Origin of the sequence: Actinomadura atramentaria DSM 43919, assembly GCF_000381885.1 — a bacterium.
Taxonomy (GTDB): Bacteria; Actinomycetota; Actinomycetes; order Streptosporangiales; family Streptosporangiaceae; genus Spirillospora; species Spirillospora atramentaria.
Window position 1 is genome coordinate 626,146 of the sequence record NZ_KB907210.1, and the last position, 16,066, is coordinate 642,211.

The 16,066-nt window shown below is 73.1% G+C and carries 16 protein-coding genes and 1 pseudogene; 12 read left to right on the forward strand and 5 right to left on the reverse strand.

Annotation, left to right across the window (positions count from 1 at the left end; genetic code table 11):
• Positions 1-239 precede the first annotated feature (239 nt).
• The 3 genes from rpoD to G339_RS0110440 all read right to left on the reverse strand — a co-directional run bounded on the left by rpoD (position 240) and on the right by G339_RS0110440 (position 4,094).
• The gene (gene rpoD / locus G339_RS0110430; RefSeq protein WP_019631023.1) at positions 240-1,346 is read right to left on the reverse strand and encodes an RNA polymerase sigma factor RpoD; all 1,107 of its coding nucleotides are present in this window, start codon (positions 1,344-1,346) and stop codon (positions 240-242) included.
• 103 nt (positions 1,347-1,449) lie between these two features.
• Entirely contained in the window at positions 1,450-3,354 is a 1,905-nt protein-coding gene (dnaG, locus tag G339_RS0110435) for a DNA primase (RefSeq protein ID WP_019631024.1), read from the reverse strand.
• A gap of 11 nt (positions 3,355-3,365) precedes the next feature.
• Positions 3,366-4,094 carry an SMI1/KNR4 family protein gene (locus G339_RS0110440; protein WP_240489773.1) on the reverse strand — a complete coding sequence of 243 codons (729 nt, stop codon included), beginning with the start codon at positions 4,092-4,094 and terminating at the stop codon, positions 3,366-3,368.
• A gap of 50 nt (positions 4,095-4,144) precedes the next feature.
• Between G339_RS0110440 and G339_RS0110445 the strand changes: the two genes are divergently transcribed.
• The 3 genes from G339_RS0110445 (at position 4,145) to G339_RS0110455 (ending at position 6,561) form a co-directional block, all read left to right on the forward strand.
• A complete protein-coding gene (locus G339_RS0110445; RefSeq protein WP_026341320.1) occupies positions 4,145-5,047 on the forward strand; it encodes an NADP-dependent oxidoreductase in 903 nt (300 codons plus the stop codon).
• A gap of 169 nt (positions 5,048-5,216) precedes the next feature.
• Complete coding sequence (locus tag G339_RS0110450; protein ID WP_019631027.1) at positions 5,217-5,612, forward strand: hypothetical protein; 396 nt, start codon at positions 5,217-5,219, stop codon at positions 5,610-5,612.
• 37 nt (positions 5,613-5,649) lie between these two features.
• Complete coding sequence (locus tag G339_RS0110455; protein ID WP_240489774.1) at positions 5,650-6,561, forward strand: glycoside hydrolase family protein; 912 nt, start codon at positions 5,650-5,652, stop codon at positions 6,559-6,561.
• A gap of 6 nt (positions 6,562-6,567) precedes the next feature.
• On the opposite strand, the gene G339_RS0110460 is transcribed toward G339_RS0110455, so the two are convergent.
• Positions 6,568-7,557, reverse strand: coding sequence for a sulfotransferase family protein (locus G339_RS0110460; RefSeq protein ID WP_019631029.1), 990 nt, complete (start codon positions 7,555-7,557; stop codon positions 6,568-6,570).
• Positions 7,558-7,646: 89 nt separating this feature from the next.
• The gene (locus G339_RS33210) at positions 7,647-8,783 is read right to left on the reverse strand and encodes a PucR family transcriptional regulator (protein ID WP_019631030.1); all 1,137 of its coding nucleotides are present in this window, start codon (positions 8,781-8,783) and stop codon (positions 7,647-7,649) included.
• A 304-nt stretch (positions 8,784-9,087) separates the two neighbouring features.
• On the opposite strand from G339_RS33210, the gene ctaD reads away from it, so the two are divergent.
• The 9 genes and pseudogenes from ctaD to G339_RS33215 form a co-directional block, all read left to right on the forward strand.
• The gene (gene ctaD / locus G339_RS0110470) at positions 9,088-10,743 is read left to right on the forward strand and encodes an aa3-type cytochrome oxidase subunit I (protein WP_019631031.1); all 1,656 of its coding nucleotides are present in this window, start codon (positions 9,088-9,090) and stop codon (positions 10,741-10,743) included.
• Positions 10,736-11,038, forward strand: a complete 303-nt coding sequence (locus tag G339_RS0110475) for a hypothetical protein (RefSeq protein ID WP_157407455.1) — start codon at positions 10,736-10,738, stop codon at positions 11,036-11,038. Before ctaD ends, G339_RS0110475 begins: the two co-directional genes overlap by 8 nt.
• Positions 11,039-11,126: 88 nt before the next feature.
• Entirely contained in the window at positions 11,127-11,429 is a 303-nt protein-coding gene (locus tag G339_RS0110480; protein ID WP_019631033.1) for an urease subunit gamma, read from the forward strand.
• Between the two features lie 9 nt (positions 11,430-11,438).
• On the forward strand, positions 11,439-11,741 hold the full coding sequence (locus G339_RS0110485; protein ID WP_019631034.1) for an urease subunit beta: 303 nt from the start codon (positions 11,439-11,441) through the stop codon (positions 11,739-11,741).
• Positions 11,738-13,459 (forward strand): urease subunit alpha, encoded by a 1,722-nt coding sequence (locus tag G339_RS0110490; protein WP_019631035.1) that lies wholly within the window; start codon positions 11,738-11,740, stop codon positions 13,457-13,459. Before G339_RS0110485 ends, G339_RS0110490 begins: the two co-directional genes overlap by 4 nt.
• Positions 13,460-14,134, forward strand: coding sequence for an urease accessory protein UreF (locus G339_RS0110495; RefSeq protein ID WP_019631036.1), 675 nt, complete (start codon positions 13,460-13,462; stop codon positions 14,132-14,134).
• A gap of 11 nt (positions 14,135-14,145) precedes the next feature.
• The gene (gene ureG, locus G339_RS0110500) at positions 14,146-14,802 is read left to right on the forward strand and encodes an urease accessory protein UreG (protein WP_019631037.1); all 657 of its coding nucleotides are present in this window, start codon (positions 14,146-14,148) and stop codon (positions 14,800-14,802) included.
• Complete coding sequence (locus G339_RS0110505; RefSeq protein ID WP_019631038.1) at positions 14,799-15,545, forward strand: urease accessory protein UreD; 747 nt, start codon at positions 14,799-14,801, stop codon at positions 15,543-15,545. The genes ureG and G339_RS0110505 overlap by 4 nt, the downstream gene beginning before the upstream one ends.
• 22 nt (positions 15,546-15,567) lie before the next feature.
• Positions 15,568-16,066 (forward strand): annotated as a pseudogene (locus G339_RS33215) (hypothetical protein); the annotation flags it as partial.

Below are 16,066 nucleotides of genomic sequence, written 5' to 3' on the forward strand. Positions count from 1 at the left end.
ACCCGTAGTCGCAGGTGCGGACCCGGGACGGCCTTCCGCGCCGGAACGCGTTCGATCCCCCCAGGTGATCAAGTTACGGAACGCTCGTTCCTCCGACGGTGACGCTGGAGGAACTCAAGCGTCCCCGGCCGTCTGATCCGCTCTGTCCGTGGCGCGGCGCATCCGGGCCCGCCCATCGCGGTCGGGCTCCGGCGGGCGATTCGCGTCCGCCGGCGAGCGCTTCCCCGGCGGAGACGCGCTCACTCCAGGTATTCGCGCAGGAGTTGGGCTCGGGAGGGGTGTCGCAGTTTGGCCAGGGTCTTGGACTCGATCTGGCGGATGCGTTCGCGGGTGACGCCGAACTCGCGGCCGACCTCCTCCAGGGTGCGGGGATGGCCGTCCGCGAGGCCGAAGCGCAGGCCGATGACGCGTTGTTCGCGTTCGGACAGGGTGCTGAGGATGTCCCCGAGCTGGTCCTGGAGCAGGATGAACGCGGCGGCCTCGATGGGCGCGACGGCGTCGGAGTCCTCGATGAAGTCCCCGAGGTCGGAGTCCTCCTCGCCGATGGGCGACTGGAGGGACACCGGCTCCTGCGAGATGCGCTGGATCTCGGCGACCTTGGCGGGCGGCAGCCCCATCTCGCGGCCGATCTCCTCGGGGGTGGGGTCGCGGCCGAGGTCCTGGTGGAGGCCGCGCTGGACGCGCACCAGCTTGTTGATCGTCTCGACCATGTGGACCGGGATGCGGATCGTCCTCGCCTGGTCGGCGATGGCCCGGGTGATCGCCTGCCGGATCCACCAGGTCGCGTAGGTGGAGAACTTGAAGCCCTTCGTGTAGTCGAATTTCTCGACCGCGCGGATGAGCCCGAGATTTCCCTCCTGGATCAGGTCGAGGAACAGCATTCCCCGGCCCACGTACCTTTTGGCGATCGAGACCACGAGCCGCAGGTTGGCCTCGACCAGACGTTGTTTCGCCCGCATTCCCTCGCGGGCGAGCAGTTCGAGTTCGTACCGTTCCCGCTCGGACGCGGCGGCGATGTGCGCGCTCTTGTCCGCGGCGAACAGCCCCGCCTCGATCGACTTCGCGAGTTCGACTTCCTCTTCCGCCGTCAGCAGCGGCACGCGGCCGATCTCCCGCAGGTAGATCCGGACCAGGTCGCCGGCGGGCGCCCGCCTGCCGGGGTCGCCGTCGTCGGCTCGGACGTCCGCAATCTCGCGCGGCGAGTCGAGGACGTCCACCCCCTGCTCCGCGAGCAGCCGCACGACCCGCTCCAGCGAGTCGTCCGGGAGGTCCGAGCGGTCGATCGCGGCGGCGACGTCCTCGACGGTGACACCGCCGTCCCTACCGCGTGCGACGAGGTCCGCCATCTGGTCGAGAGACGGCGTTTCGCTAGGCAGCACCGAAAGGCCCACGAACCCAGTCTGCGCGATGAGCGGCCGAGATCACAGGTCCCGTTTCGGGCCGTCCGCCCTATTGCGCACCCAGCCCGCGCTCGCGCAACACCCGTCTCTGCTGCTCAAGCGCCACAAGATCACCGAAGAGGCGGTTGTAGTCGTCGGCCTGCTCGACCGGATTCAGCCGTCCGAGTTTAGCCTTCACGTCGTTGATCTGCCGTGTGAGCTGGCGTTCCTGAATTCGGGCGAGCAATTCGTTGGCGTATCGGTCGTCCGAATCTCGCGCGTTGTGGACGGGCTCCACGGCGAGCTGCGTGATCAGCCCTCTGACCTGGTCGTTCGGCGCGAGATCGCGGAGCCGGGCCGTCCAGTCCGCGGGGTCGGCCGCGCCCGCGGAGCCGCCCGCCGCGCCGATCACCTCCCGCACCGCCTGGTGCGGCGGGGCCAGGAACGCCTCCGGCGGCAGCCCGTCGAACACCGGGCCGAGCAGCGCCGGACGTTGCAGCGCGAGCTTGAGGAGTTCGCGCTCGCGCTGGACCTCCGGGTCGTCCGGGTTGAACGCGGGCCGCTGCGCCGGGACCGGCGGCTGCTCGGCCGCCTCGCCGCGCCCGCCGCCGTCGCCCCGGCCGCGCGCCGCGCCGCGCGCGTGCTCGCGGGCCGCCAGCTCGCGGACGCGCGCCACCACGAACCGCTCGTCCATGATCCCGAGCCAGCGGTCGAGGCTGACCGCGTACATCTGCCGGAGCGCGCGGTCCTTGATGGCCGCGACGATCGGCGCGGCGGCGTCCAGCGCGGCCAGCCGCCCCTCGGCGGTGTCGAGGTCGTGCTGCTGGATGCGGGTGCGGACGGCGAACTCGAACAGCGGCGTGCGGGAGGCGACCAGGTCGCGGACGGCCGCGTCGCCGTGCCGGATGCGCAGGTCGCAGGGGTCGAGCCCGTCCGGCTGGACGGCCACGAACGTCTGCGTGACGAACTTGTGCTCGTCCTTGCTGGCGCGCAGCGCGGCGTTCTGCCCGGCCGAGTCGCCGTCGAAGGTGAACACGACCTCGCCGCGGAACTCGTCCTGGTCCATCAGGAGCCGCCGCAGGATCTTGATGTGGTCGTCACCGAAGGACGTGCCGCAGGTGGCGACGGCGGTCGGGACGCCCGCCAGGTGGCACGCCATGACGTCGGTGTAGCCCTCGACCACGACGGCCTGGCGGCGGCGCGCGATCTCCTTCTTCGCCAGGTCGGCCCCGTACAGCACCGAGCCCTTGTGGAACAGCGGCGATTCGGGGGTGTTGAGGTACTTCGGCCCTTCGTCGTCGTCGAAGAGCTTGCGCGCGCCGAACCCGATGACGTCGCCGGAAAGGTCGCGGATGGGCCAGATCAGGCGGCCGCGGAACCGGTCCATCGGCCCGCGCCGCCCCTCCCGGACGAGCCCGCCGCCGATCATCTCCTGGTCGGTGAAGCCGCGTCCGCGCAGGTGGCGGACCAGCGCCTCCCACTCGCGCGGCGCGAACCCGACGCCGAACCGGGCGGCGTCGGCGGGCTCGAAGCCGCGTTCGGCGAGGAACCGGCGGCCGATCTCGCCCTCGGGCGACGCCAGCCGCTCGGCGTAGAACTCGGCGGCGATCCGGTGCGCCTCGACCAGCCGCGCCCGCTGCCCGGTGTCCTGCCGCTGGGTGTAGCCGCCCTCCTCGTACCGGAGCTGGACGCCCGCCTTGGCGGCCAGCCGCTCGACGGCCTCGGCGAACGACAGGTGGTCGATCTCCTGGACGAACTTGATGACGTCGCCGCCCTCGCCGCAGCCGAAGCAGAAGTACAGGCCCCGGCCGGGCGTCACGTTGAACGACGGGGACTTCTCGTCGTGGAACGGGCAGAGCCCCTTGAGATTGCCGCCGCCCGCGTTGCGGAGCTGGAGGTGTTCGCCGACGACGTCGGCGATCGGCGCGCGCTCGCGGACGAGCGCGATGTCCTCATTGCGAATCCGGCCTGCCACGAGGATGGAGTCTAATGTCGGGGTCGGACGCCCGAGCCCGCCTCGGCCTCGGCCTCCGCCTCGGCCAGCCAGGCGAGGTACCACGCGCCGAACGTCGTGCGGCCGCCGTCCTCGGCGGCGCGCGGGGCGAGGTCGTCGTAGTCGGCGCGCGGGTCCGTCCAGACGGTGCCGCGCTCGGGGCCGCTCACGACGAGCCATTCGCGCTGCGCGCAGCCGTGGTGGCAGAGGCAGATGGCGCCGACGGTGCGCTCGTTCGTCCACAGGACGTCCTCCAGGCGCGTGCGCCACGCCTCGTACGCCGCGTCGAAGGACTCGGCGTCGGGGAAGTCCTCCTCGTCGGGTTGGCCGGCGTGGAGGGCCGCCAGCCCGTCGACGGGTTCGGGGAACGGTTCGCGCAGCCGCGCGGTCTCCGTCATGTCGGCGCCGTCGCCCTCCCAGTGCCAGCCGTCCGGCCCGCGCCGCAGCGGGAAGATCCCGTAGGACGGCCCCGCCCCGCCGCGCCCGGCGCGCAGCAGGAAGCCCCGGTAGTCCTCGGGCAGCCCGACGCCGAGCTGCGCTTCCAGTTCAGCGAGTTCCGCACCGCTGAGCGGCGGTTCGAGGACGAATCCGTGCGCGCCCGCCCCGAACACCTTTACCGCGCCGGGGTGTTCGGCGAGCGCCGCGACGCGGGCGGCGACGTTCTCCCAGTCGATGTCCACGGCGGCGACCGTAGCCGCCGCCTCGGACACTTCGCAGGACATGGGCTGGATTGCGAGAATGTTGCCGTACCCCGGTGACGTACGGTGCTGGAATGAAGGCTGTGCGGTTTGGGCGGTTCGGTGGGCCGGAAGTGCTGGAGATCGTTGATCTGCCGGAGCCGCACGCGGGGGCCGGTGAGGTTCGGGTCGCGGTGCGGGCGGCGGGCGTCAATCCGAGCGACTGGAAGAAGCGGCGGGGGTTGATGGACCCGGAGCTGCCGCAGACGCTCGGATACGAGGCGGCGGGTGTCGTCGATGAACTCGGCGAGGGGGTCTCGGACGTCGCGGTCGGGGATCGCGTGTTCGGGTTTTCCACAGGCGGGGCCGCGCAGGCGGAGTTCGCGGTGCTCGCGTACTACGCTCCCGTTCCGCCGTCGCTCGGCTTCGCGGAGGCCGCCGCGATCCCGGCCGCGCTCGAGACGGCGACGCGGGCGCTCGACCAGCTCGGCGTCGGGAGCGGCGCGACGCTGCTCGTCAACGGCGCGTCCGGGAGCGTCGGGAGTGCGGCCGTGCAGCTCGCCGTGGCGCGCGGCGCGCGGGTGATCGGCACCGCCGGTCCCGCGAACCATGAGTACCTGCGCGAGCTGGGGGCCGAGGCCGTCGCGTACGGCGAGGGCATGGCCGGGCGGGTCCGCGCGCTCGCGCCGGACGGCGTCGATCTCGCGCTGGACGTCGCCGGGAGCGGCGTGCTGCCCGAACTCGTCCAGCTCGCGGGCGGCGCGGAGAACGTGCTGACCGTCGCGGACTTCGCGGGCTCCCAGGAGCACGGCGTGCGGTTCAGCCGGGGGGACGCCGGACGCGCCGTCCACGCGCTCGGCGAGGTCGGCGCGCTGGTCGAGGCGGGGCGGTTCGCGCTGCCGGTCGCGCGGACGTTCCCGCTCGCCGACGTCGCGGACGCGCACCGCGCCGGGGAGAGCGGCGGCGCGCGCGGCAAGCTCGTCCTCGTCGTCGGCTGACGGCTGGCCACATCCGGCACGGGCCGCGCGGGATCACGGTGAACACCGTCTTCCCTGGCCTGGCGGGGTGTGACGTAGGACACACACTCGAACTCAAGATCAAATAGCGGCGACTAAACCGGGTGGAACCGCCGCAAGGCGGTCCGGCAGAACCACCCGAGAGGATTCCATGACCGCATTCAAGCGCGCGCGACGCCTCGCCGCCGCCGCGACCCTGACCGTGGCCGCTCCCCTGACCGCCGTCGTCGGCCTCGGCACCCCCGCCAGCGCGGACTCCCAGCACTGCCCGATCACGTTCCACTGGAACGGCCACGGCAACATCTCCAGCACGCTGTGGACGGACGCCAACCTCTGCGGCCGCCCGACCCGCATCAAGATCACCTGCCGGACGCCGGTCTCCGGCCGCACGGTACGCGGGAACACCGTCAAGAAGGGCGCCAGCAAGGCGACGTGCAATGCGGCGGTGCTGGAGGGGCCGTCCGGCACGGCGTACTTCGAGTACCAGGTCAGCGGCAAGTGGTGGTCGGTGCCGGTCTACAAGGGATCAACGACGTTCTACACCTGATCGCCCCGCACACCGGATAAAGACCTAGTATCCAGGTGTGAATGAATGGGAATCGAGCGCCCAGGTGTCCGCCCTCGTCCCCCGGCCCGAGCGGTCGGCGGTCGCCGTCGCCCCGCCCGGGGACGGGGACGGGCACTGGGCGGGCGCGCCGAGCGCCGTCGCGCACGACGGGGCCGTCTACCTCGCCTACCGGCTGCGGCGGCCGCTCGACGCGGGGCGCGGGTACGCGGTCGTGGTGGCCCGGTCGGCGGACGGCGAGCGGTTCGCGCCACTGCTGACCGTCCGCAAGGAGGAGCTGGGCTGCGAGTCGCTGGAGCGGCCCGCGCTCGTCCGCACGCCGGACGGCCGGTGGCGGCTGTACCTGAGCGCCGCCACGCCGGGCACCAAGCACTGGCGCGTCGAGGTGACGGAGGCGGCCGACCCGGCCGCGTTCGACGTCCGGGACCGGCGCGTGACGCTGCCCGGCGACGACAAGACCGGCGTCAAGGACCCGGTGATCGTCCGGCACGGCGGCCGATGGCACCTGTGGGCGTCCGCGCACCCGCTCGCGGACCCGGCCGAGGCCGACCAGATGGTCACCGAGTACGCGACCAGCGCGGACGGGCTCGACTGGACGTGGCACGGCACGGCGCTCGGCCGCCGTCCGGGCGCGTGGGACGCGCGCGGGGTCCGGGTCAGCGCCGTCGAGTTCACCGGGGACGGCGTCATCGCCGCGTACGACGGACGGGCGCGCGCCGCCGAGAACTACGAGGAACGCACCGGTTTCGCCGCCGGTTCCGACCCGGCCGCGCTCACCGCGCTCGGCGACGGGCCGTGGGCCGAGTCCGCGCACCGGGGCCGCGGCCTGCGCTACCTGGACGTCGTCGACCTCGGCGACGGACGCCGCCGCCTGTACTACGAGGCGACCCGCCCGGACGGAGCCCACGAACTGCGCACCGAACTGCGCTGACCCCGCTCAGCCGCCCGCCCGGCCGTTGCGCGCCTGGTGCTGCCCGGCCGGGCGTCCGCCGACCCGTCCCCCGGATTCCTCACGCGGCCGCAGCCAGTCGCCGAAGTCCTCACCGGTGACCTTCTCCAGCAGCCGGACGTCGGCTTCGAAGTACGGCAGTAGCGCCTGCCGCTGCTCCCAGGTGAGCGGGCGGCGGGGCCGCGCGCCGCGCTGGAGCGCGCGTTCGAGCGGGATCGTCACGCGCGCCCGCAGCGGGTGGCCGGGCAGCGCCGCGTCCACCGCGCTCGCGACGCGCAGCGCGCGGGACACCAGCCGGTGGCGCGGCGTCGGGTCGGGATGCGCGGTGACGTTCTCGCGCGGCACCTCTTTGACGACGCCTTCCTCGACGCCGAGGAACGCGCAGATGCGGTCCAGCGTCTCGGCGGGCCGCTCCAGCAGCGCGCGGTAGCGGAACACCAGGACCTGCTCGCGCGGGAACAGCGTGTAGAGGTGGTCGAGCTGCTCGCCGTAGCGGCCGAGGCCGGTGTAGTGCCAGAACGCCGACCATCCGGCGGCGATCCGCTCGTCCTCCAGCGCGCACGCCTGGACGACGTCGCCCACCGGTTCGAGCCCGGCCGACCACAGGTGCGTCCAGTTGGAGTGCGCGCGTTCGACGGGATCGCGCAGCACCGCGATGAGGCGCGCGTCCGGGATCAGGTCGCGGATGCGGCGCTGGGCGTCGCGGTCGTACAGGTAGAACGGCGTGGACTCGCCGCGCGGGACGCCGGGCGGGGCCGCGTCGAACAGCGCCTCGTAGTCGGCGCGCCGCCAGACGTGCTCGCGGTAGGTCTGGGCGTCGCCGGGGCCGCCCCGCTCGGGCGGCGGCCCGTCGCCGAGGAAGAACTTCGGCTCCTTCACCGGCGACAGGTGCAGCCCGGGATGGCGGGCGAGGGCGGCGTGCAGCGCGGTGGTCCCGGCTTTGGGCGCGCCCGTCACCAGGAAGGTCGGCAGGGGCATCGACGTCTCCTCGTCCGGCGGCGCTTCAACCCAAGTATATCAACCTATTTAGTAGGTAAAAGGTCGGCCGAACCTGAGCGGGCGGCGCGTCAGGGGTTCAGGGCCAGCCAGGCGCGGAGGGCCATGTGGTACGAGAGGCGCTGGGCGGGATCGTGGACGCCCGGGCCGAACAGCTCCTCGATCTGGCGGACGCGGTAGCGGACGGTCTGCGGGTGGACGCCCAGCGCCTCCGCGATCTCCGTCGCGACGAACCCGTGGTCGAGGGCGGCGAGGAACGTCTCCACCAGGCGGCGCGGCCCGCCGCGCAGCCGCGACGGGTCGCCCAGCGGGCGGAACACCAGCTCCACGAGGTGCCCGGTCAGCAGCGGCTCGGCCAGCATGATCAGCAGCGGCAGGTGGTCGGCGACGGCCGTGAAGCCCGCGGCGGGCAACGCGCCGGTGTCCCCGAGGTCCAGCGCGCGGCACGCGTGCGCCAGCGAGCGCGCGACGTCCGTCACCGGCACCGGCGGGCCGAGCACCGCGCGCCAGCCGCCGAGGCCGTGCCGCAGCGCGCGGCTGCGGCCGGGGCCCTCGGGGTCGGGGACGATCAGGCACGGGCGGTCCAGATGGAGGCCGACCAGGACGTCCGGCGGCAGCGCCGTCCGCGGCCACGGGGTCGCGTCCGGCAGCCGCAGCGCGACGGCCGCCGCCCGCTCGGGGACCGGCCAGTCGGCGTCGTCGGCGCGCTCCTTGAGCAGGCCGGGCGGGACGTCGGGGGCCAGCAGCGTCGCCAGCAGCGCGTCGCGCCGCTCGCGCAGGCCCGCCGCCGTCCGCGCCCGCGTCGCGCGATGGCCCTCCGCGACGGCCGCCGCGAGCGTGTTGAGGTAGTCCAGCGCGCGTTCCGCGGTCGCGCCGACGACCCGCGCGTTCACCCGCGGATGGCCGCTGGACGCCGCGCTGAGGCGGCGGAGCGCGATGCCCGTCCCGATGCGGAAAGCGGCCTGCGACACGTCCTGCGAAAGGCCCTCGGCGGTCTCGATGACGCCGACCTCGCGGAAGAAGTCCAGCAGTTCCGCGGACGGCCCCGACTCGCTCCGCAGCACCTCGAAAAAGCCGGTGATCGACCGCTCGACGGTCCGGGCGAGGAAATCCGCGTGCGCCGGGTCGCGGACGCGGGAGTACTGGGGGAACTGCCTCTCGATCTCGCGGACGATCTCCTCGACCGTCGCGGGAATCGCGCTCTCCACCGGTCCCCCTTCCCCGCCGCCGAAGCGCGCGGCGCTCCGGGAACGGACCCTCGCCCGTGCGCTTCCGCCGGTCGCCACAACGTACAAAGCCGTTTCCCCGGCCGCCACGCACGACGGCAACGACCCCGGCGGCCGGACGCTCACCGGTATGCGGATCGAGCCGAAGATTTGTGCGCCGCGTGACGGCGCGATGACTCCCGATTCAGCCGCGATGGACGATCTTGTGAGGGTGCGCCCGCGCCGGTCCGGCCGGGCGCGCGGCGGCGGGACCGTCCCGCCGCGCGGATCTTTCCGAGGAGCACCGATGACCACGGTCGAGCGGGAGTCGGCGATGCGGCCGCCGCCGTCCGGCGAGCGGACGTCCAAAGGCCGGCTCGCCGTCTCCTGGATCACCTCGACCGACCACAAGGTGATCGGCTACCTCTACCTCGTCACGTCGTTCGTGATGTTCCTGCTCGGCGGCCTGATGGCCATGATGATCCGCGCGGAACTGCTCGAACCGGGACTCCAGATCCTCGGCAACGAGCAGTTCAACCAGATGTTCACCATGCACGGCACGATCATGCTGCTGATGTTCGCGACGCCGCTGTTCATCGGTTTCGGCAACGTCATCGTGCCCTTGCAGATCGGCGCGCCGGACGTGGCGTTCCCGCGCATGAACATGCTGGCGTACTGGCTGTTCCTGTTCGGCAGCATCATCGTCATCGCGGGCTTCCTGACGCCCGGCGGCGCGGCCAGCTTCGGCTGGTTCGCCTATTCGCCGCTGTCGGACTCGGTCCGCTCCCCCAACATCGGCGGCGACATGTGGGTCATGGGGCTCGTGATGTCGGGCTTCGGGACGATCATGGGCGGCGTCAACTTCATCACCACGATCCTGTGCATGCGCGCGCCCGGCATGACGATGTTCCGGATGCCGATCTTCACCTGGAACATCCTGCTCACCAGCGTCCTGGTGCTGCTCGCGTTCCCCGTGCTCGCGGCGGCGCTGCTGGCGCTGGAGGCCGACCGCAAATTCGGCGCGCACCTGTACGACAGCGCGCTCGGCGGCTCGATCATCTGGCAGCACCTGTTCTGGTTCTTCGGCCATCCCGAGGTCTACATCATCGCGCTGCCGTTCTTCGGGATCGTCACCGAGATCCTGCCGGTGTTCAGCCGCAAACCGCTCTTCGGCTACGTCGGCCTGGTCTTCGCGACGCTCAGCATCTCCGGGCTCGCGATGACGGTGTGGGCGCATCACATGTTCGTGACCGGCCAGGTCCTGCTGCCGTTCTTCTCGTTCCTGTCGTTCCTCATCGCGGTCCCGACGGGCATCAAGTTCTTCAACTGGATCGGCACGATCTGGCGCGGGCAGCTCACCTTCGAGGCCCCCATGCTGTGGTCGATCGGGTTCCTGGTGACGTTCCTGTTCGGCGGTCTGACCGGCGTCATCCTCGCCTCCCCGCCGATGGACTTCCAACTCTCCGACACCTATTTCGTCGTCGCTCACTTCCACTACGTCGTGTTCGGCACGGTCGTGTTCGCGATGTTCGCGGGCTTCTACTTCTGGTGGCCGAAGTTCACCGGGAAGATGCTGAACAACGCGCTCGGCCACGTCCATTTCTGGCTGCTGTTCATCGGCTTCCACGGGACGTTCCTCGTCCAGCACTGGCTCGGCGCGGAAGGAATGCCCCGCCGGTACGCCGACTACCCCGACGAGTTCACGACGCTCAACCACGTCTCGTCGATCTTCTCGTTCGTCCTCGGGTTCTCGATGCTGCCGTTCTTCCTCAACGTCTACCTGACCGCGAAGAAGGGCCGCCGGGTCACCGCCGACGACCCGTGGGGGCACGGGAACTCGCTCGAATGGGCGACGTCCTGCCCGCCGCCCCGGCACAACTTCGTCAAGATCCCGAGCATCCGGTCCGAGCGGCCCGCGTTCGACCTGCACCACCCGCACATCACCGAGAAGGGCGGTGCCTGACATGCGCGCGCTCCCGCTGCGCTCCCCGCTGTGGAGCGCCGCCGCCGTCCTGCTCGGCGCGGACCTGGTCTACCGGCTCGTGCTGCGGGACTGGGCGGCGTCGGCCGCGCTCGCGCTCGCGGGCGTCCCGGCCGCGTTCCTCGCGCTGCGCGCCCGCGCCGCGACCGCGCGGCTGCTCGCGTCGGCCGGCGCGCCGCGGGCCGCCGAGCCGCGCGCGGAGGCGCCGCGCGACTGGCGGCCGTTCTTCCTCGCGCTGGCCGTGGTGTCCGCGGCGCTGGTCATCGTGCTCACCTGATGACGGCCGTGTTTCGTGTGTGAAATGCCCGTTAAATAGCTAACCGCCCCATTCCGTGGCGGGTCGACGCTCACTAGCGTCGGGTTCCGTGCTGATCTCACCCCACGAGCAGGAACGCCTGCTCATCCACGTCGCGGCGCAGGTGGCGCGCGACCGGCGGGCGCGCGGGCTGCGGCTCAACCATCCCGAGGCCACCGCGATCATCGCCGTCCACGTGCTGGAGGGCGCGCGCGACGGGCGGACGGTCGCCGAGCTGATGGAGTCCGGCCGCGCCGTCCTCGCCCGCGAGGACGTGATGGACGGTATCCCCGAAATGCTGGACTCCGTCCAGATCGAGGCGACGTTCCCCGACGGCACCAAGCTCGTCACCGTCCACCGGCCGATCCCCTAGGAGGCGGGCATGGTCCCCGGCGAGATCCGGACGGGCGCGGAGCCCGTCGAACTGAACCCCGGCCGGCCGCGCGTCGCGCTGACCGTCGTCAACACCGGCGACCGGCCCGTCCAGGTCGGGTCGCACTACCACTTCGCGCAGGCCAACCCGGCGCTGGAGTTCGACCGGGACGCCGCGCGCGGCCACCGGCTCGACGTCCCGGCGGGCACGGCCGTCCGGTTCGAGCCCGGCATGACGGCCGAGGTGTCGCTGGTGCCGCTCGCGGGCCGCCGCGTCGTGCCGGGCCTGCGCGCCGAGGGAGGGCCGCGGTGACGGAGCTGACCCGCGCCCGCTACGCGGAGCTGTACGGGCCGACCGCCGGGGACCGCGTCCGGCTCGCCGACACGGACCTGTTCGTCGAGGTCACCGAGGACCGCAGTTGCGGCCCGGCGGGCGCGGGCGACGAGGCGGTGTTCGGCGGCGGGAAGGTGATCCGCGAGTCGATGGGCCAGGGCCTGGCGACCCGCGCGGAGGGCGCGCTGGACCTCGTCATCACCGGCGCGGTCGTCCTGGACCACTGGGGCGTGATCAAGGCGGACGTCGGCGTCCGGGACGGCCGGATCGTCGCCCTCGGCAAGGCCGGGAACCCCGACACGATGGACGGCGTCCACCCGGACCTGGTCATCGGGCCGACGACCGAGGTCCTGGCGGGCAACGGCAAGATCCTCACGGCGGGCGCGGTGGACTCCCACGTCCACCTGATCTGCCCGCAACTGCTGGAAGAAGCGCTCGGCGCGGGCGTCACGACGCTGATCGGCGGCGGCACCGGGCCCGCCGAGGGCACCAAGGCCACCACCGTGACGGGCGTCTGGTACCTCCACCGGATGCTGGAGGCGCTGGACGGGTGGCCCGTCAACGTCGCGCTGCTCGGCAAGGGCAACACCGTGTCGGAGGCGGCGCTGTGGGAGCAGCTCCGCGCGGGCGCGTCCGGGTTCAAGCTGCACGAGGACTGGGGATCGACGCCCGCCGCGATCGACGCGTGCCTGCGCGTCGCGGACGCGTCCGGCGTGCAGGTCGCGCTGCACTCCGACACACTCAACGAGGCCGGATACGTCGAGTCGACGCTCGGCGCCATCGGCGGACGGTCCATCCACGCATACCACACCGAGGGCGCGGGCGGCGGGCACGCGCCGGACATCATCACCGTCGCGGCGCACCCGAACGTGCTGCCGTCGTCCACCAACCCGACCCGGCCGCACACCGTCAACACCCTCGACGAGCACCTTGACATGCTCATGGTCTGCCACCACCTGAACCCGTCGGTGCCCGAGGATCTGGCGTTCGCCGAATCCCGCATCCGGCCGACGACGATGGCGGCCGAGGACGTCCTGCACGACCTCGGCGCGATCTCCATCATCGGCTCTGACTCGCAGGCGATGGGCCGGATCGGCGAGACCGTGATCCGCACCTGGCAGACCGCGCACGCGATGAAGCGGCGGCGCGGCGCGCTGCCCGGCGACGGGCCCGCCGACAACCTGCGCGCGCGCCGGTACGTCGCCAAGTACACGATCAACCCGGCCGTCGCGCACGGGCTGGACGGCGAGGTCGGGTCGGTGGAGCCGGGCAAGCTCGCGGACCTGGTGCTGTGGGACCCGGCGTTCTTCGGCGTCCGGCCGCAGGTCGTCCTCAAGGGCGGCGTCATCGCGTGGGCGGCGATGGGCGACGCGAACGCCTCGATCCCGACGCCGCAGCCGATGCTGCCGCGGCCGATGTTCGGGGCCGCCGCGCCCGTGGCCGCCGCGACGTCGCTGCACTTCGTGTCGCCCGCCGCGCTGGAGGACGGCATCGCGGAGAAACTGACCGGCGTACGGCGCGCGCTCGTCCCCGTCAAGGACACGCGTCGCCTGGGGAAAACCGACCTGCCGCTCAACGGCGCGCTGCCCGACATCCGCGTGGACGCCGACACCTTCACCGTCACCATCGACGGCGACGAGGTCAAGCCCGCGCCCGCCGCCGAGCTGCCGATGGCGCAGCGCTACTTCCTGTTCTGAATGGCCGGGACGGACGCGGCGCTGCTGCTGCTCGCGGACTCGCGGCTCCCGGCGGGCGGGCACGCGCACTCCGGCGGCGTCGAACCGGCCGTCGCGGCGGGCGCGGTGACGGACGTCGCGGACCTGACCGTGTTCCTGCGCGGACGGCTCGCGACGGCCGGGCTCGTCGCGGCGGCGCTCGCGGCGGCGGCCTGCGCGCACGCGGCCGGGCCCGCCGACGCGTTCGACGCGCTGGACGCCGAGGCCGACGCGCGCACCCCGTCCCCCGCGCAGCGGCGCGCGGCGCGGGCGCAGGGCCGGTCGCTGCTGCGCGCCGCCCGCGCGACCTGGGCGCATCCGGCGCTGGACGCCCTGGCGGGCACCGCGCCGCACCATCCCGTCGCGCTCGGGGCCGCGACGGCGGCGGCGGGCGGCGGGCCGGGCGACGCCGCGTCGATCGCCGCCTTCACCGGTGTGACGGGCGGCGCGTCGGCGGCGGTGCGGCTGCTCGGGCTGGACCCGCTCGCCGTCAACCGGGCCGTCGCGGGGCTCGCCGCCGACATCGACGCGGTCGCCGCGCGCGCCGCCGACGCCGCGCGCGGGCCGTGGGCGGAGCTGCCCGCCGCGTCCGCGCCCGTCCTGGACCTGTACGCGGAACTGCACGCGGGCGCTGATCTGCGCCTGTTCGAGTCTTGAGGGGAAAACGCATGGGTGGACATTTCGGTTCGGACGAGCACACGGCCTCGCCGGTCGTCGGCCGCGCTCTGCGGCTCGGCATCGGCGGGCCGGTCGGCTCCGGCAAGACCGCGCTGACGGCCGCGCTGTGCCGATCCCTGCGCGACGAGCTGGACCTGGCCGTCGTCACGAACGACATCTACACGACCGAGGACGCCGACTTCCTGCGCCGCGAGGCCGTCCTGGCGGACGACCGGATCACCGCCGTCCGCACCGGCGCGTGCCCGCACACCGCGATCCGCGACGACATCTCCGCCAACCTCGACGCCGTCGAGGAACTGGAGGCCCGCCATCCCGGCCTGGACCTGGTGATCGTCGAGAGCGGCGGCGACAACCTGACCGCGCTGTTCAGCCGGGGCCTGGCGGACCGGCAGATCTTCGTGCTGGACGTCGCGGGCGGCGACGACGTGCCGCGCAAGGGCGGCCTCGGCGTCGCCGCCGCCGACCTGCTCGTCATCAACAAGACGGACCTCGCGGAGTTCGTCGGCAGCGACCTCGCGCTCATGGAATCGGACGCGGCGCGGGTCCGCGACGGCCGCCCGGTGATCCTGAACTCGCTGCGGACGGACCCGGCGGCGACCGGCATCGCGGCGTGGGTGCGGTCCGTGGTCCCCGTCGCGGCCCCGTGACGCGCGGGTACACGCCGCGCGCGGCCGTCACCGCCGAGGCCGACGCGGCGGGCCGGACCCGGCTGACGCGGCTGCGCTCGGACGGGCCGCTCGCCGTCCGCGCCACCGCCGACGCCGTGTACCTGGTCGGCGCGGCGGCGAGCCCGCTCGGCGGCGACGACGCCGCGCTCGACCTGGCGGTCGGGCCGGGCGCGCGGCTCGCGATCCGGTCGGCGGCGACCGCCCTGGCGCTCCCCGGCCCGGCGCCGTCCCGCACGACGGTCCGCGCGACGGTCGGCGCGGGCGGGCGCCTGGACTACGCCCCGGAACCGACCGTCGCGGCCCGCGGCTGCCACCACCACGCGAAGGCCCTCGTGGACCTGGCGGAAGGCGCGTCGCTGCGCTGGGTGGACGAACTGATCCTCGGCCGCCACGCCGAACCGCCCGGCCGCCACACGAGCCGGTTCGACGTGACGTACGCGGGCCGTCCCCTGCTGCGCCACGAACTCGTCCTGGACGACCCGGCGGTGTACGGCTCAACGGCGGTCCTGGCCGACGCGCGAGCGGTGGGCAGCGTCCTGCTGGCCGGTCCGGACCTGGCAACCGATCCGTTCACGGCCGAGGGCCTTTCAGTGCTCCCCCTGGTCGGCCCCGGCGTGCTCATCACCGCGACGGCCCCGGACTCGGCGGCCCTCCGCCGCCGCCTCGCCGACGCGGAGACCTACGCGCGCGGACTTCCGGAAACGATTAGTCACCATACGTGATGGTGCGCTAGCGTTACGTGTCATGCCGTCCCCCCATCACGACGCGATCGTCGACCTGTTCCGCGAACGGCCCGCCCTGGCGGTGGAGCTGCTGGCCGGGGCCGCCGACGTCGGCCTGTCCCCCGGCGACCACGCCCAGTTGGCGAACACGACGTTCAACGACCGGCCGTCCAAGGACTTCCACCCCGACGCCGTCATCACCGTCGGCCCGGCCCGCCACCCCCGGCACGCCATCGTCGTCGAGGTCCAGCAGGACCGCAGCGAGAGCAAACGCCGCCAGCTCCCCCGCTACGCCGCCTCACTCTGGCTGATGCTCCAATGCCCCGTGAGCGTCCTGGTGATCTGCCCCGACGACCGCACCGCCGCCCACTTCGCCGAACCCATCCCGACCACCCTGCCCGGCTACACCTTCCGCGCGGTGAGCCTCGGCCCCGCGCAGATCCCCGCCCTCACCGACCCGGCCGCCATCGCCGCCAACCCCGAACTCGGCCTCCTCACCCTCCTCACCCACCCCGACGACC

What these genes read in the sequence shown, in the direction of transcription:
- G339_RS0110495 (WP_019631036.1), top strand. Translation starts at nt 13,460, where the DNA reads ATGGCCGGGACGGACGCGGCGCTGCTGCTGCTCGCGGACTCGCGGCTC.
- G339_RS0110460 (WP_019631029.1), bottom strand. Translation starts at nt 7,557, where the DNA reads ATGCCCCTGCCGACCTTCCTGGTGACGGGCGCGCCCAAAGCCGGGACC.
- G339_RS0110450 (WP_019631027.1), top strand. Translation starts at nt 5,217, where the DNA reads ATGACCGCATTCAAGCGCGCGCGACGCCTCGCCGCCGCCGCGACCCTG.
- G339_RS0110485 (WP_019631034.1), top strand. Translation starts at nt 11,439, where the DNA reads ATGGTCCCCGGCGAGATCCGGACGGGCGCGGAGCCCGTCGAACTGAAC.
- G339_RS0110445 (WP_026341320.1), top strand. Translation starts at nt 4,145, where the DNA reads ATGAAGGCTGTGCGGTTTGGGCGGTTCGGTGGGCCGGAAGTGCTGGAG.
- ctaD (WP_019631031.1), top strand. Translation starts at nt 9,088, where the DNA reads ATGACCACGGTCGAGCGGGAGTCGGCGATGCGGCCGCCGCCGTCCGGC.
- rpoD (WP_019631023.1), bottom strand. Translation starts at nt 1,346, where the DNA reads ATGGCGGACCTCGTCGCACGCGGTAGGGACGGCGGTGTCACCGTCGAG.
- ureG (WP_019631037.1), top strand. Translation starts at nt 14,146, where the DNA reads ATGGGTGGACATTTCGGTTCGGACGAGCACACGGCCTCGCCGGTCGTC.
- G339_RS0110440 (WP_240489773.1), bottom strand. Translation starts at nt 4,094, where the DNA reads ATGTCCTGCGAAGTGTCCGAGGCGGCGGCTACGGTCGCCGCCGTGGAC.